This is a genomic window from Glaciecola sp. SC05 (assembly GCF_041380235.1).
Classification (GTDB): domain Bacteria; phylum Pseudomonadota; class Gammaproteobacteria; order Enterobacterales; family Alteromonadaceae; genus Glaciecola.
In genome coordinates this window covers 19,237-34,118 of sequence record NZ_JBGIYY010000023.1, presented here as the reverse complement: position 1 = coordinate 34,118, position 14,882 = coordinate 19,237, and the positions used below count along the sequence as shown (strand labels likewise).

Below are 14,882 nucleotides of genomic sequence, written 5' to 3'. Positions count from 1 at the left end.
CGATATTATTAATTATGGTGCGCAGCAATGAAAAACACGCTTTTATTCATCAGCCTTTGCCTATCGGCATATTCTTTTAACACGATCGCGCAAAGCGCATACTTTCCTGAGCGCGGTCAATGGCAGCAACAATCCCCTCGTGACTTAGGTCTTAACGAACAAGCACTTCAAACAGCCATAAGCTTTGCTCAAGACCACGAATACAGCGGCGCAAAGGATTTAAGAATAGCTATTCTTAAAGCTTTTGAACGCGAGCCCTTTCATAAAATATTAGGGCCCACTAAAAAGCGCGGCGGTCCGGCGGGGCTCATATTAAAAGACGGTTATATTGCGGCGCAGTGGGGAGATATAGAAAGGGTGGACATGACCTTTAGCGTAACAAAGAGTTACCTTTCTACTCTGGCCGGCTTAGCGTTTGATAGAGGGCTAATTGCATCGCTCAACGATAAGGTCAGCAAATATGTTTGGGATGACACGTTTATTGGTGAGCACAATCAACAAATAAACTGGCACAGCCTACTTAACCAATCCTCGGACTGGTCTGGTGAACTCTTTGGTATAAAGGATTGGGCCGACCGACCACCCGCAGAAGGCGGTATCGACGACTGGAAATACCGAACCCTTCACGCTCCTGATACCGTTATGGAATACAATGACGTCAGAGTAAATGTACTTGCATACTCACTGCTACATGTATGGCGCCAGACTCTTCCACAAGTATTAAAAGTCAATATCATGGATCCTATAGGGGCATCTACCACATGGCGCTGGTTTGGCTATGAAGATGCTTGGGTCACCATAGACGGCATGAAAATGAAATCGGTTACCGGCGGCGGACATTCTGGCGGTGGGGTATTTATTTCGACTTTAGATCAGGCACGTTTTGGCTTGCTAGCGCTCAACATGGGTAAGTGGAAGGACCAACAAATTCTCTCCGAGGCATTTTTACAACAGGCCATACAGCCTTCAAATGCTAATCCTAGTTACGGATATATGTGGTGGCTAAATCAGGGTCCCCGAAAGTGGGAGCAGGTAGATGACAGCAGTATTTTTTATGCAGCAGGATTTGGCGGTAACTTCATAGTGGTGGATCGTACACACAATTTAGTGATAGTCACAAGATGGTTAGAGCCTAGCAAGATTGGTGAATTTGTAGCCAAAGTCCTTGAAAGCACACAATAAGTTAATAGCTCACATGTGCGAATAAAATTTATTGTCGTCACGACAAATATATTTTGATTGTATTGGTCTGAAAAAAACCGATATTACGAGATGTGGGCACCGCAAATATAGTGCTTACAAACGGTAAACATATCAGCCATCTTGAGATAAGAAAATGAGTAAAGATAATCGCTTCAACAAAAAAGAATACAGCTATGACGACGAAAGCTTTAATGGATATAGTGCGTCAAAGCAATCTGGCAACAAACAGCAGGTGCTTGAACAAAAGCCGAAAAGCAGCTTTAAGCGAATAAACAAGCGCGGCTTTGCATAATCGCATTCCTAAACATGCGAATATAGCGTAAACAAGTGCGAAACCTAACGACTGCAATACCAATTTACTTGCACTATTGATAATTAAAGGTAATCCTTTAGATTACAAAAATGCGATTCGAAAGGCAGCATTGTGGACGTTAGGTTTTTTACTACATTCTTAGAAGTTTCTAAAACACGCCATTTTGGTAAAGCAGCCGAGAATTTATACTTAACGCCAGCCGCCGTCAGTGCTCGCATTAAGCAACTCGAAGAGTTCTTTAGCACAACTTTATTCACCCGTGAGCGCAACAGCATTCAACTGACCCCAGCGGGTCAAAAGCTACTTCCCTACGCCCAACAGTTAGAAGATACCCTCAAACAAGCGCGACAGCTTTTAGGCGAGCAAGATGCCGACTTTATTACCTGTGGCGCAACAGCAAATGCATCTAGCTTAATTTTAGACGAACTTCTTGCAACCTGCAGAGCCCAGTTTACGAACATGGCGATTACCACTGAAACACACTGCACCGAACAATTATCGCGACAGTTGCACGAGCGCACTATCGATTTTGCATTTACTACTGAGCCATTTAAATCATCAGATATTGAAACCATTGCGCTGCGCGAGCAGCCTCTATACCTATTGAGTAAAAGCAATCTTGGTGATGATGCACAGCACACAAATTTTGTGCATATCGAATGGAGCAGTAAAGCGAGCACAGCATTACTGACCGAATTTCCAAAATGTAAGCACTATAAATTGAAAACGAATGATGCTCTAGCTGCCGTTCGCTATGTCAACGAACACTCTGGGAGCATAGTGTTGCCTGACTGTCTAAAGCATAAGCTAATATTGAACAATACTTTTAATAGCCAAGCGGTGAGCACCGTCACTCTATACTGTGCGCGACTAAAAGAGCGCCCACACCCGATTGTTGATGAAGTCATCACTTGTTTAACTGCATAAAAAAAGCACAGTAGTCGAATGCCTACTGTGCTTTTTGGCGGAGCTTAGTTTGGTACTTTAGTAATCGCTTGAAAACCTTCTGCATCTAGCTCTTCATTGATGCATTTCAGTAAATAAGCGGGTAGTGCCGGACCTTCTACACCGTCATCTTCTGCCATTTCTACACAATACTCTTTAAATTCTGCAAGTAGCTCTTCATCGGCTACAGGTTTGTCATCTGCAAGGGCTGAAAATACTGCACTAAATCCGATAAACAGGATCAATAAACTGCGTTTCATCTTTGTCTCCAAGTGAAAGATTCGCAGGGAACATACACCCACCAGCACTGTTCAATACAGCAAAATAATTTATGCGTAATAGAAAGAATATTTGCACGTTAATTCAACGTTTATTTAAGACTTAAAACACGTCATGAGGGCATTTAGCATGTTTTTTACATCAACATAGCGTTATATTATCTAAACTGTGGTACTGATAGGTCCGCTGACTTTTTTACGTTTTACAATCATAGGTTACATCATGTCGAATAATCCTTTTCCGTTCCTGCTCAAACCGCTGGACCTTGGCTTCACCACTCTAAAAAATCGCGTGTTGATGGGCTCCATGCACCTAGGTTTAGAAGAAGAAAAAGGTGGTTTTGATAAACTCGCAGCATTTTACGCCGCGCGAGCTCGGGGCGGTGTTGGTCTGATAGTAACCGGTGGTATCGCGCCTAACATCGCCGGTTGGGTAGCTCCCTTTGCCGGACGAATGAGCAGTAGTCGTCACGCCAAAAAGCACCAAGTGATCACCGAAGCGGTGCATGCCGAAGGCGGAAAAATATGCATGCAAATCCTGCATGCTGGACGCTACGGTTATCATCCCTTAGCAGTATCTGCATCTGCCGCAAAATCACCAATCACTCCATTTAAACCCAAAGCTCTGTCGGCTAGGGGCATTCGCAACACCATTACCGACTACGCTGAATGCGCCAACTACGCAAAACAAGCGGGCTACGATGGCGTTGAAATCATGGGCTCTGAAGGATATCTAATAAATCAGTTTTTTTGTGAGCGTACTAACTTTCGTAGCGACGAATTTGGTGGCAGCTTAGAAAATCGCGCACGCTTAGCGCTTGAGATAGTGAAAACAACCCGCCAGCGCGTGGGCGAAAACTTCATTATTATTTACCGCTTATCCATGCTCGATTTAGTTGAGGGCGGCGCACCATGGGATGAAGTAGTTTATCTGGCAAAAGAAATTGAAAAAGCTGGCGCGACGCTCATCAATACCGGTATTGGCTGGCATGAAGCTCGTGTTCCGACTATCGCTACCTCGGTGCCGCGCGCGGCCTTCACTTGGATCACTCAACGCATGAAGAGCGAAGTGTCGATACCACTGATCACCACTAATCGTATTAACACCCCAGAAATCGCTGAATCGGTGCTTGAGCAAGGTCACGCCGACATGGTATCGATGGCTAGACCATTTTTAGCCGATGCGGATTTTGTGGCAAAAGCCATGCGCAACCAATCAGACCAAATCAACACCTGCATTGCCTGCAATCAAGCTTGTTTAGACCATGCGTTTGAACAAAAGCGGGCGAGCTGTTTGGTCAACCCTCAAGCCTGTTACGAAACTGAACTCATTTTTAAAAGCGTAGCTACGCCTAAAAAGCTCGCGGTAATTGGTGCTGGACCAGCTGGCTTAGCCTTCGCAACCTATGCTGCTGAGCGTGGCCACAATGTACATTTATACGAACAAAGCGGCGAAATTGGCGGGCAATTTAATTACGCCAAACAAATACCCGGCAAAGAAGAGTTTTATGAAACCTTACGCTACTATCAGCGCAAAATTGAGGTTACCGGCGTTAAGCTTCACTTGAATAAAAAAGCTGACCTAGGCTTACTTGAGCATGAAGGCTTTGATGAAGTCGTACTCGCTACCGGAATTAAACCACGCACACCTGCTATACCTGGCATTGAGCACCCAAGCGTAATGAGTTATATCGACGTACTGCGCGACCATAAACCGGTGGGCAAACGCGTCGCGGTGATCGGTGCCGGCGGTATTGGTTTTGACGTTTCAGAATATTTAGTAGAAAACGAGCACCTGACTGTTAATCTCGATAAATGGCTAAACCACTGGGGCATAGACAAGACCTTTAGCCATCCTGGTGCTTTGCAGCCTAAAAAAGAGGTAGACCCTGTACGTGAAGTATTTTTGTTGCAACGCAAAGCGAGCAAGGTAGGTAAAGGATTAGGCAAAACTACCGGCTGGATCCATCGGGCATCTTTGGTTAATCATAAGGTGCAGATGATTGGTGGTGTAAGCTACGAAAAAATAGACGACGACGGCTTACATATAATGGTTGGCGACCAGCCTAAAACCCTCCAAGTAGACAATATTGTTGTGTGCGCAGGACAAGAGCCGTTTAAAGTCTTGGAAGAAAGCTTTGTTAACGCTGGCATGAAAGTGCATATCATTGGCGGTGCTGATGTGGCCGCCGAACTCGACGCTAAGCGTGCAATTAGGCAAGGTGCCGAATTAGCTGCTTCAATATGAATACCATTAAAAACACCGCTAAGGCAGTTGCATGAAAACCTACCTAACTCAGCACTTATTTGACGGCGTGCAGATGCACAGAAATATGCACCTACAGGTAGACGAAGGCTTAATAGTGGCAATCTTACCCGCTTCTACCAGCCCGCTCGAGGCAGACGAGTCTTTAGATGGGCTGGTCTGTGCCGGTTTTATTGACACTCAAGTAAATGGCGGCGGTGGCGTGTTATTCAACCACGAACCCAGTTTTCAAAGCCTACAAACAATGATGCGGGGGCACACCAAATTCGGTACAACGACAATGTTGCCGACCTTGATCACCGACAGCGGCACAATCATGCAAAAAGCCGCGACTGCGGTCAAACAAGCCATTGAAACATCCTTGCCGGGAATTGCCGGTATGCACTTTGAAGGGCCTCATTTGAGCCTTGCTAAAAAGGGCATCCATCCAAGTGAGCATGTGCGCTCGATTAGCGATGTCGACCTTATGACCTTTACTCGCAGCGACATTGGCAAGGTCATGATAACTATTGCACCAGAAAACGTGCCGCCCGATATTATTACCGATTTAGTTAAACACGGTGTTGTGGTCTCTTTAGGGCATTCAGCCGCCAGTTTTGATCTTGTACAAGGAGCAATAGAAGCTGGTGCGATTGGCTTTACGCATTTGTTTAATGCGATGTCGGGACTGACCGCTAGAGAGCCAGGAATGATTGCCAGCGCCCTCACCGACCCTCGCATTTTCGCGGGCTTAATTGCCGACCTCCATCATGTGCATCCAATTAACTGTAAATTGGCCTACCACTGCATTGGGCCAAGTCGCTTGATGTTAGTTACCGACGCAATGGCACATGTCGGCTCCGATATGCAAAGCTTACCGTGGCTAGACTCCACAATTACCAAAGTTGGTAATAAGCTTGTGTTGGAAGACGGCAGTATCGCCGGCTCATGTTTAGACATGGCGGGCGCGGTGAAAAATATGTTTGATTTACTCAGCGCGGGTCTGCCAGATGACCAGCCTAATGACGTACTCAGCGAAGTCTTAAACATGGCAAGCCAAGTGCCTGCAAATATGCTCAGCTTGAGTGATCGCGGCGAACTGAAGCCGGGCAATCGAGCGGACTTTGTGCTACTCAATGATGACCTACAGGTAAAAGCCTGTTGGATAGATGGCAAAGTGGTTTTTGACCATTTGACATAGCATACCGATACTCAATGTAAGGTTTATTTAGTTGCAAATTCCGTCTGCAAATATCGACAACAAATTTATCTCAGGCACTATCTAATTTTGAAAAGCGGAGTAGAATCCGCGCGTCTTCTTCTTTCATCTGTTTAGCCATGGCCATTGGTTTTCACGAACAAAAAGAAAAAAGCCTATTACGGCTTTCTCTTTATATCGCTGGATTGTTTGTTTTTGTTGCGTTCGGTTTCGCTTTAATCACGCAGTCGGGCGCCATTTTATTTGATGGTGTTTACTCGCTAATTGCGTTTTTTATGGCCTTGTTAACCTTAAAAGTTGCCAACCTTGTGCAGCTACCCGACGACGACCGCTTTCACTTTGGCTACACAGCCATTGAGCCGACCCTGAACTTGTTCAAATCGATCATTATCATAGTTACCTGCTTATATGCCGTGTTTAGTTCGATTAGCAGCATGCTCCAAGGCGGCAACAGCGCAGAATATGGTTTAGCAATGATTTACGGTGTATTTGCTACCATCGGATGCTTTGCCATATCGGCCTATATGAAACATCGCGGCAAAACGCTTCGCTCTGATCTGGTGGGGGTCGATGCTCGAACTTGGTTTGTAGACGGTGTGCTCAGCGCATCCATTTTGTTGGGTTTTGCTATTGCTTATCTATTAGAACAATCAGATTTTGCCGTTTATTCACCCTATGTTGACCCTATTTTATTAATCGTACTGGGCATCGCCATCTTACCAATTCCAGCTAAAATAATGCTCGACAGCCTTAACGAAGTAATCAATAAAGCCCCGTCTGAGGCCGCTTCAGCGGTGGTCGAAAAAAAGCTCAAGCATTCACTAAGAGCGGTACCCTATGAGCATGTCGAAGTGCGGATCAGCAAACGCGGCAGAGACTTGTACTTATTGGTGCATATCATCGTAGATGAATCCTATGGCTTGACCACCATTACTGAGCTAGATGACATTCGCAAAGAGACCGAAGCGGCGATGCGCGAATGGAATCCGTCTATTTTGATGGATATTTTGTTTATTTGTGACCCTAAATTAGCAGATTAGAACATGTGTTCTTTTTAAGGCAACGGACTGGGTTAGTTCATTGCGTTAACAAACACCATAGTTACTGCACTAAGGTTAGCCAATACAAATCGCTATTCAATATAAGCATTTTGCGCATATTACGAAAAGTATTCGCAGTACTAGGCAACAAAATCAAGCGTCATTAACAACCTTCGCTCACCTGCTTTTAACGCAGGCGAACGATGGACCAGACCCGCGCCCTCGTTTCCTTCCCATGTATCGCCTTTTAATAAAGCGACATGTCCACACCCAATGTTTTGGATATCTGTAGCGTCGTGCATTAAGCCCGATTCTTCATCTTGCTTGCCACCGCTGGCATGCCCTAATTTGTGGATATTAATTTTGTTATGAGGTAACCATTGTGTGCCTATGCCACAAAAAGTCGTCACTAAGCGGCACGGCACCCGGTCAAAATGAAACCGAGGGCACATTGCCTTTTCTAAAACGGACAGCCTCAGTCCTACTTTGTCGGTGTCAAACAGCACGCAAAACATATCGATCACTTCTGCCATATACATCTGAAGTTGCTTTGCATACACTCTGTCGGCCGCGATATTCGCAATATCTTCGACAATGCTATTAGCGCCTACCTGCCTAACCACGTTCATCATCGGTTTGCGACTAATATCATCACTTACCTGCCGTATAAAGTCTGAGGGCAAGTCTCTTTCCCAAATTGCGATATTGCAATGCTCATTGTAGATATCAGTGAGAATGTGTGGATCTGAAGATATGCTTGCGTCGCGAAATTTTGCGGCGCTGTTGTCAACTAAGTTTGTACTTACTATTGCGTTCATATTATTGCTCCCAAGCAGGAAAGGGATCGTTTAAGGATTTCCAGTAAGATTGACCTTTACTCAAATCGCTGTCGTTCAATAAGCACTCATCTAAGGCGCTAATGAGTGCCTCTTTATCGAGGTTTTGCCCAATAAACACTAACTCTTGTCGCATATCACCAAAGGGCTCTTCCCATTGCTTAGATATTGACTCTAGGTAGGCTGGGTCATCTGGCCACTGAGACTTAGGCACCGCTAACCAAAACATTCCGCCATATCCATAGTGTGCAATGCCCCCTGCTTGACTCCATTGGCCGGCAAACTGCGGACGAGTGGCTAACCAAAAATAACCTTTAGAGCGCAGCAGTGTGCCAAACTGACTGGTGTTATGAAAAAACTGGTAGATTTTTTCGGGATAAAACGGGCGACGCGCAGTATAAGAAAAACTATCAATACCATATTCTAGGGTTTCTGGAACATGCTCACCACGCATCTCTTTTAACCAACCGGGCGCTTGCTGGGCTTTCTCAAAGTTAAATAAATGGGTACCCATAATCGCATCAATGGGTACCTGCCCGTTGCAGATTGGAATGATGTTTGCGCTAGTATTCAAACTGCGCAAAATTGCTGAGAGCCTCTCTAGCGCAGAAATATCGACTAAATCGGTTTTGCTGATCAATATAACATCGGCAAACTCCACCTGGTCGATAAGTAAGTCTGCAACCGTCCGCTCGTCATCTTCACCTAAGGACTCTCCTGTCTCTGCAAGATACTTTGCTTCGTCATAGTCCTTTAAAAAATTAACCGCATCTACCACTGTCACCATGGTATCTAGTTTAGCAATATCGCCCAACGAAACGCCGTTTTCATCGGCAAAAGTAAAGGTTTCTGCAACCGGCAGAGGTTCTGATATACCGGTTGACTCAATTAATAGATAGTCAAATTTACCTTCATCTGCTAGCCGACCAACCTCAAGCAGTAAATCCTCACGTAAGGTACAGCAAATGCAACCATTGCTCATTTCGACAAGCTTTTCTTGACTATGATTGAGCGAGATCTCATTTTTTATTAGCGCCGCATCAATATTAATCTCGCTCATATCATTAACGATTACCGCCACTTTTTTGTCTTGTCGATTATTGAGGATGTGGCTCAGCACAGTGGTTTTGCCCGCCCCCAAAAACCCCGAGAGCACGGTAACAGGTAGTTTTTCTTTAACTTGGTTAATCAGGCTATCGCTAAGGTGATCGTGAGATCTTGTATTCATGTTGGCCTCAGTTTGTGTCAACAAATGTAAAAATGAATTGGCTTATAAGTGTGCTCACAGAATGCTTGGTAAGTTGTTTCATGGCTTGTTGCAGGGCTCACTTCGGCGTAACAGAAGGTTTTGCAAGTGACTAAACGCAATTAATACCGAGCCCACGACGGTCAGCACGACTTCGCTGCTATGACCTAGTATGTCGTGCCCAAGTAATGCGGCACTAGCAAGCGTCAACAGGCCAATTAAACCCACCAACAACACGCTTATTTGACGGTGATAGAAATAGCCAAAAAGCATCGCAAATATGCTAATAGGAATGACCGCAAAGACTAAAAATAAATGAAAGCGTTCGTCACTCAGGGCAAGCAAAGCGGTTACCGAAGGCAAAGCAGTTAGCAAAACTGGCAGCGCAAGACAGTGTAAAATACACATAAACGATATTGCGATGGCAGTGTTGTCACTCGCACTTATAAACTTTGTCAAGATCGTCTCCTATGATGTTGATATCGACTACGATAATAAAAATACTCTTGATGAATTGATACAATATAACATAACATAGGCGTTGAAAAGCCTTAGCAACAAGATAATTGATAAGACCTACGAAACTTTTTTGCGAAGCTAAGCCCCACTTGGGAAAAAATGATCAAACAAGCTTTGCTTAGTGGCCCATGCATTTATGCTGTATTTGCTTTCATCAAAAAAGCCGAAATTTGCTTAACAGCCTGTCAAAAAAAAGTTTTAATACATATGGCTCGCTAAATTTATTTTAAGGAATCGCTATGCTTAACAGACGAGAATTTAACAAAGGTTTACTGGCGACAGCACTCAGTGGCTTAGCCCTGCATTTGCATGCAGCCGACCAAAAGATACTCAACCAGCTTATGAGCGATAGTCGAGCATATGGCCCGCTAATATCAGATCCAAATGGCATGCTCGATTTACCTGCCAACTTTACTTATCGGATTATCTCTAAGCTTGGTGAAATCATGGACGATGGTCTTAGCGTACCTGACAGAGCCGACGGCATGGGCTGTATTTTCTTAGACGAAGAACGGGTTGTGTTGGTGCGCAATCATGAACTGTCCATTCCCAAAGACAAACCTGCGCAACCTGAAAATATGAAAGCGATCGCCACAAAAGCATTCGACACAACAGCCGACGGCTACCCTTTACCCGGTGGCACCAGCAATATTATTTACAACCTCAAAACCGGTAAGGTTGAAAAGCAGTTTATGTCTTTAATAGGCACCATTCGCAACTGCTCTGGCGGCACAACGCCCTGGGGCTCATGGCTCACATGCGAGGAATCGGTAGCAAACGCCTCAGATTCAATTGGCAAAAACCACGGCTATGTGTTTGAAGTACCCAGCTCATCTGACGGCTTAATTGAGCCTGTTGCATTAAAAGATATGGGCAGATTTAACCATGAAGCGGCCTGCGTAGACCCAGTTTCTGGGATTGTTTATTTAACCGAAGACCGAAACGACAGTCTATTTTATCGGTTTATACCAAATCAGCCCGGAAACTTGGCACTAGGCGGCAAACTTCAAGCTCTCGGCATTCTAGACAAACCACAGTTTGATTCTCGTAATTGGGACAATGATCATATGCTGCTTAATGCTGAACTGGGCTGTGATTGGATTGATTTAGAGCAAGTAGATAGCCCCCAAGACGACTTACGCACGCGGGGCTTTGCAAAGGGTGCGGCCCTTTTTGCTAGAGGCGAAGGCATACATTTTGAAAACGGTGAGATGTACTTTTGTTGCACCAGTGGTGGCAAACAAAAACTGGGCCAAATCATGCGCTATCGTCCTTCAGCATTTGAGGGTAAAACGCAAGAAAGATTGCAGCCAGGAACACTCAGTTTATTTTTAGAAAGTGCGAACAAAGCCGCTTTCAACTTCGGAGACAATATCACCATTGCACCAAATGGTCATTTGCTCGTATGTGAAGATCAGTATTCAGATACGGTTAACAATAAGCTAAAAGGCATACAAACTAACGGTGAAATTTACGATTTTGCGAAAGTGCGTTGGCAAACTGAGCCCGCCGGAGTGTGCTTTTCTCCTGACGGTAGCACCCTTTTCGTTAATCTTTACTCGCCTACGGCGACCTTAGCGATAAAAGGTCCTTGGGGCAGCTTTACAGGATCGATGTCGTGATTCCCCCGAAAATCTGAGGCAGTCATGGGAAGAAGATCAGCACCATAAACAGAGGTCGATGCCTGTATGTAGCGCTGGCGGTTGAGTCATAGGCATTTACGCTTTTACTTTTGCTTGCGTTTGTTGACGATTCACCTTAGTTGTTCTTGGCGGTATTTTGCAGCCTATCAGCGCATAATAAAATATGAACATGTAGCACGGCAACATCATCCAATATGCAGACTGGCTGCTAAACAAAGCCGATAGACCGCCGTATACCAATGGTAAAATCGCACCGCCGGCAATACCCATGATCAGCAATGCTGAGGCTTTTGCGGTCATCTCACCCAAGCCTTTTAACGCCAGTGGCCATATAGCCGGCCACACAATCGCATTAGCAAAACCAAGCAAAGCTATAAATGTGATGGTATTAGGCACTAAACCTAAGCCCATCCAACCCCATAAAATTTCAGAGAAGAAGGTATCAGTAGTAGATGAAAATACTACGGCGACCGATAAGATCATGCCGAGCACTGCCGAGCCTAGTAGCGCATGGCGCTCGGTCATGACGCGCGGAATCAACACTAGGCCAAGAAAGTAACCCAACACCATAAATGCCATGGTAAAAGAGGTTAAAGTGGTGGCATTAGCTACGCCTAAGCTCGAACCAAACAAACCAATAGTATCGCCAGCGATGACTTCAACACCGACATATACGAATAAGGTTGCTGCCCCTAAGATTAAATGTGGAAACGCAAACAAAGACGTTTGTGCCTTAATTTCTTCACCAGTGGTTTGGTCAATTTCGTTGAGGTTAAGCTCTGGCAAGCGCGATTTTAACATTGCTAAGGCCAACACCGCCAAAGCAATAGCCATCCACAAGTAAGGGTAAATCAAGCCATCAGCCAAAATCGTGATTTTAGCCGCGCGGTCGACTTCACTCATGGCAGCAATGGATTTTGCCGTCACATCCCCAAACTCGCCTAATACCAGCACAGTGAAAATCATCGGCGCAACTACGCCGGCAAGCTTATTCAAAATACCCATAATAGAAATTCTGACCGCGGCGGTTTCTTCTGGCCCAATTTTCACGATGTAAGGGTTAGAGGCCGTTTGCAATAGTGTTAGGCCTGTGCCCAGCACAAACTGCGCAACCAAAAATAGGGCAAAAGACTGCGCTTGGGCAGCAGGAATATACAGCAAGCAACCTGCAGAAATCATCCCAAGCCCAACCGACATGGCTTTACGATAACCGGTAATTTCAAGCACCTTCGCCATCGGCAGCGCCATTACCACATAGGCAAAGTAAAAAGTAGACGCAATGAGAATGGCCTGAATTTCATTGAGGTTGCAGACAATTTGCAAAAACGGAACCAATGCACCGTTCAGCCAAGTGATAAAACCAAAGATGAAAAACAATCCGCCTATTATCACCATGGGCAGCAAACTGCTGTTCTGATTTGGGCTTACTGCTGTGGTTTGCATAACGCTTCCTTAGTCCTCACCAGACCTAGTTTATATTTATTATTCTTTACCGGTGTTTGTTGTTGCTCATCGCACCACTTTGCTCGATTACTGAGCCCGCTGCCTGTGCGCCATTTATCGTTGTTGCCTGCACACTTAAATCTTGGTTAATGACTATATTATTGCCATTCTGCTAGTTGTTGTAGATGCAAAATACGATTTCTTTGCAACAAAAAAGCTTCAAAAACATCATCATAACTGCGGTTATCTGTGCCTAATCTGGGCAATGCCAGTGACGCCTGCGTAAAAAATTCGCTGGGCTCGTTTGCCCATGCTAGCTGCCACCAATCGACAATATCCTGCCTGCAGCTTATTAGCTTATGGGCACTGGGGAGCTTGTCAGACTTATTCGCATTTACCGAAACTTTTGTTGGCAACAAGTTCCACAAGTCATTGTTTGGCCAACGTGAAAACGGTATCGCATGGTCTACCGCGTAGCGTTTGGCGCGCCGAATAGATTGACCTGTCCAAACACAGCTTACATCAGCCACATCTAGCAATGCATCCACACGTCTTCTCACTCTGGATGTAGAGCGCATTGGATCATCCCAGCGAAGGGCATTGAGGTAATCACTGGGCGAGAATTTACTCATATCGCTTGCATAGTTTGCCATAAGAGTCGCCCACTCATTGACTATGGCGGGCTCAATCCAAATACTAAACTGCGTCATCGCATCCCATATGCGCTTCGGAACATAAAAAGAACCAAATGAACCAAGGTATTGATGGTTTAAGGTGATTGAGGAGGGAGTAACCACCCTGTTGGCTTTAACGGAAAAGACCTGCTCTTGTGTGCCGGGGAGCTTGATATATTTAGCAGGCATGTCTTTTATGGTATTCGCGATATCTTTAATAGTGCGATGCAGTGCTTGAGATAAGCTCTGATTTGCAAAACTCGCGCCTAAGTACAAGTCATTATTATGCAGCTCCCCAAGACTTCTCCAGCCTTGTTGAGAAACAAATCCAAGGCCTTTATTTGGATTATTCAGTTGCTGCATTTTATGAACATCTATTAAGGGTCGATAAAGCTTTAACCAATAAAAGGCGACTAATCCAAGGGGCAACTCAACCAGATCATCCGACTGATCGATCACCGCACCGGCATGGGCCTCTGCAATTCTCAACACTGAGCGCAAAAGCGCAATCTTATAAGTCGATGCTTTGTTGTCATTTACCACGATGTTTCGAATGAGTGGAAATGCGCCAGTGCCGTCATCAGGCAAAGTAAGTACCACAGTCTCCCAGCTCACATCAGAGCGACCCATCTGGTCTTTTTTGACTTTTTCGCTGGCTAGTTCAAACGATAGGCCAAATTTGCTAGCTAATTTCTGATGCTCTTCACTAGACACGCTGTACATTACCCGCCCGTCTCGGCACTCACCGTGCCGCAGCGATATTATTAATTTGCCATTGGGCTTAAGCAAGGAGCTCAGTTTGCGAAATGCTCTCTCGCGATGAGTAGGTGCAAGATGCATCCAAACGGCACTAAGCAATATCAAATCAAACTTTATTTGGAGGGAAAATACCTGCCTTAATTCAGGCAGCGAATCGTCTAGCCAGTGAATGTTCGCGTCTATTTGCTTTTTTTGTGCTAATTCGCGCATGCCTTTTGCAGGCTCTACCGCTACAACACTAAAGCCTTTTTTTGCCAAAAATGCACTGTCTCGACCGGAACCTGCACCCACATCTAAAGCCCATCCCTTCTCAGGAATATGATGCATCCACTCACCATGCACATCAACAAAATCGATGCTGTCGTATTGAGCACTGAGTTGTTCGGCTTGTGTGGAATAATAGAAAATGGTTTTTTTATCGGTCAATGGACTGAAGTGCTTTGTGTTTGGATCTTAATACAAAAGTACATGAAATATTAAGCTTAAGCCATAGCTGCAGATTGGATTTTAGACTCTCTA

The 14,882-nt window shown here is 45.0% G+C and carries 13 protein-coding genes; 7 read left to right on the top strand and 6 right to left on the bottom strand.

Annotated features, from left to right (window positions below):
• Window positions 1-27 precede the first annotated feature (27 nt).
• From AB9H30_RS17400 to AB9H30_RS17390, 3 genes are all read left to right on the top strand, one after another.
• A complete protein-coding gene (locus AB9H30_RS17400) occupies window positions 28-1,182 on the top strand; it encodes a serine hydrolase domain-containing protein (protein WP_371196002.1) in 1,155 nt (384 codons plus the stop codon).
• Between the two features lie 154 nt (window positions 1,183-1,336).
• Window positions 1,337-1,495, top strand: a complete 159-nt coding sequence (locus AB9H30_RS17395) for a hypothetical protein (protein ID WP_371196001.1) — start codon at window positions 1,337-1,339, stop codon at window positions 1,493-1,495.
• Window positions 1,496-1,627: 132 nt separating this feature from the next.
• The gene (locus tag AB9H30_RS17390; RefSeq protein ID WP_371196000.1) at window positions 1,628-2,443 is read left to right on the top strand and encodes a LysR family transcriptional regulator; all 816 of its coding nucleotides are present in this window, start codon (window positions 1,628-1,630) and stop codon (window positions 2,441-2,443) included.
• 44 nt (window positions 2,444-2,487) lie between these two features.
• On the opposite strand, the gene AB9H30_RS17385 is transcribed toward AB9H30_RS17390, so the two are convergent.
• A complete protein-coding gene (locus AB9H30_RS17385) occupies window positions 2,488-2,721 on the bottom strand; it encodes a hypothetical protein (protein WP_371195999.1) in 234 nt (77 codons plus the stop codon).
• Window positions 2,722-2,962: 241 nt separating this feature from the next.
• On the opposite strand from AB9H30_RS17385, the gene AB9H30_RS17380 reads away from it, so the two are divergent.
• From AB9H30_RS17380 to AB9H30_RS17370, 3 genes are all read left to right on the top strand, one after another.
• Window positions 2,963-4,987 (top strand): FAD-dependent oxidoreductase, encoded by a 2,025-nt coding sequence (locus AB9H30_RS17380; protein WP_371195998.1) that lies wholly within the window; start codon window positions 2,963-2,965, stop codon window positions 4,985-4,987.
• A 31-nt stretch (window positions 4,988-5,018) separates the two neighbouring features.
• The gene (gene nagA, locus AB9H30_RS17375; RefSeq protein ID WP_371195997.1) at window positions 5,019-6,185 is read left to right on the top strand and encodes an N-acetylglucosamine-6-phosphate deacetylase; all 1,167 of its coding nucleotides are present in this window, start codon (window positions 5,019-5,021) and stop codon (window positions 6,183-6,185) included.
• Window positions 6,186-6,322: 137 nt separating this feature from the next.
• On the top strand, window positions 6,323-7,243 hold the full coding sequence (locus tag AB9H30_RS17370) for a cation diffusion facilitator family transporter (protein ID WP_371195996.1): 921 nt from the start codon (window positions 6,323-6,325) through the stop codon (window positions 7,241-7,243).
• A gap of 140 nt (window positions 7,244-7,383) precedes the next feature.
• Here the strand turns inward: AB9H30_RS17370 and AB9H30_RS17365 are convergent, their stop codons facing one another.
• The 3 genes from AB9H30_RS17365 to AB9H30_RS17355 all read right to left on the bottom strand — a co-directional run bounded on the left by AB9H30_RS17365 (window position 7,384) and on the right by AB9H30_RS17355 (window position 9,784).
• The gene (locus tag AB9H30_RS17365) at window positions 7,384-8,061 is read right to left on the bottom strand and encodes a DUF1826 domain-containing protein (protein ID WP_371195995.1); all 678 of its coding nucleotides are present in this window, start codon (window positions 8,059-8,061) and stop codon (window positions 7,384-7,386) included.
• Between the two features lies 1 nt (window position 8,062).
• Window positions 8,063-9,307, bottom strand: a complete 1,245-nt coding sequence (gene zigA / locus AB9H30_RS17360; RefSeq protein ID WP_371195994.1) for a zinc metallochaperone GTPase ZigA — start codon at window positions 9,305-9,307, stop codon at window positions 8,063-8,065.
• A 78-nt stretch (window positions 9,308-9,385) separates the two neighbouring features.
• On the bottom strand, window positions 9,386-9,784 hold the full coding sequence (locus tag AB9H30_RS17355) for a MerC domain-containing protein (protein ID WP_371195993.1): 399 nt from the start codon (window positions 9,782-9,784) through the stop codon (window positions 9,386-9,388).
• A gap of 299 nt (window positions 9,785-10,083) precedes the next feature.
• Between AB9H30_RS17355 and AB9H30_RS17350 the strand changes: the two genes are divergently transcribed.
• Window positions 10,084-11,466, top strand: coding sequence for an alkaline phosphatase PhoX (locus AB9H30_RS17350; RefSeq protein ID WP_371195992.1), 1,383 nt, complete (start codon window positions 10,084-10,086; stop codon window positions 11,464-11,466).
• 96 nt (window positions 11,467-11,562) lie between these two features.
• Here the strand turns inward: AB9H30_RS17350 and AB9H30_RS17345 are convergent, their stop codons facing one another.
• Window positions 11,563-12,930, bottom strand: coding sequence for a sugar MFS transporter (locus AB9H30_RS17345; protein ID WP_371195991.1), 1,368 nt, complete (start codon window positions 12,928-12,930; stop codon window positions 11,563-11,565).
• A 158-nt stretch (window positions 12,931-13,088) separates the two neighbouring features.
• On the bottom strand, window positions 13,089-14,789 hold the full coding sequence (locus AB9H30_RS17340; RefSeq protein ID WP_371195989.1) for a methyltransferase domain-containing protein: 1,701 nt from the start codon (window positions 14,787-14,789) through the stop codon (window positions 13,089-13,091).
• Between the last annotated feature and the right edge of the window lie 93 nt (window positions 14,790-14,882).

Coding starts and splice junctions, on each gene's coding strand:
- AB9H30_RS17400 (WP_371196002.1), top strand. CDS start 28: ATGAAAAACACGCTTTTATTCATCAGCCTTTGCCTATCGGCATATTCT.
- AB9H30_RS17395 (WP_371196001.1), top strand. CDS start 1,337: ATGAGTAAAGATAATCGCTTCAACAAAAAAGAATACAGCTATGACGAC.
- AB9H30_RS17385 (WP_371195999.1), bottom strand. CDS start 2,721: ATGAAACGCAGTTTATTGATCCTGTTTATCGGATTTAGTGCAGTATTT.
- AB9H30_RS17380 (WP_371195998.1), top strand. CDS start 2,963: ATGTCGAATAATCCTTTTCCGTTCCTGCTCAAACCGCTGGACCTTGGC.
- nagA (WP_371195997.1), top strand. CDS start 5,019: ATGAAAACCTACCTAACTCAGCACTTATTTGACGGCGTGCAGATGCAC.
- AB9H30_RS17370 (WP_371195996.1), top strand. CDS start 6,323: ATGGCCATTGGTTTTCACGAACAAAAAGAAAAAAGCCTATTACGGCTT.
- AB9H30_RS17365 (WP_371195995.1), bottom strand. CDS start 8,061: ATGAACGCAATAGTAAGTACAAACTTAGTTGACAACAGCGCCGCAAAA.
- zigA (WP_371195994.1), bottom strand. CDS start 9,307: ATGAATACAAGATCTCACGATCACCTTAGCGATAGCCTGATTAACCAA.
- AB9H30_RS17350 (WP_371195992.1), top strand. CDS start 10,084: ATGCTTAACAGACGAGAATTTAACAAAGGTTTACTGGCGACAGCACTC.
- AB9H30_RS17345 (WP_371195991.1), bottom strand. CDS start 12,930: ATGCAAACCACAGCAGTAAGCCCAAATCAGAACAGCAGTTTGCTGCCC.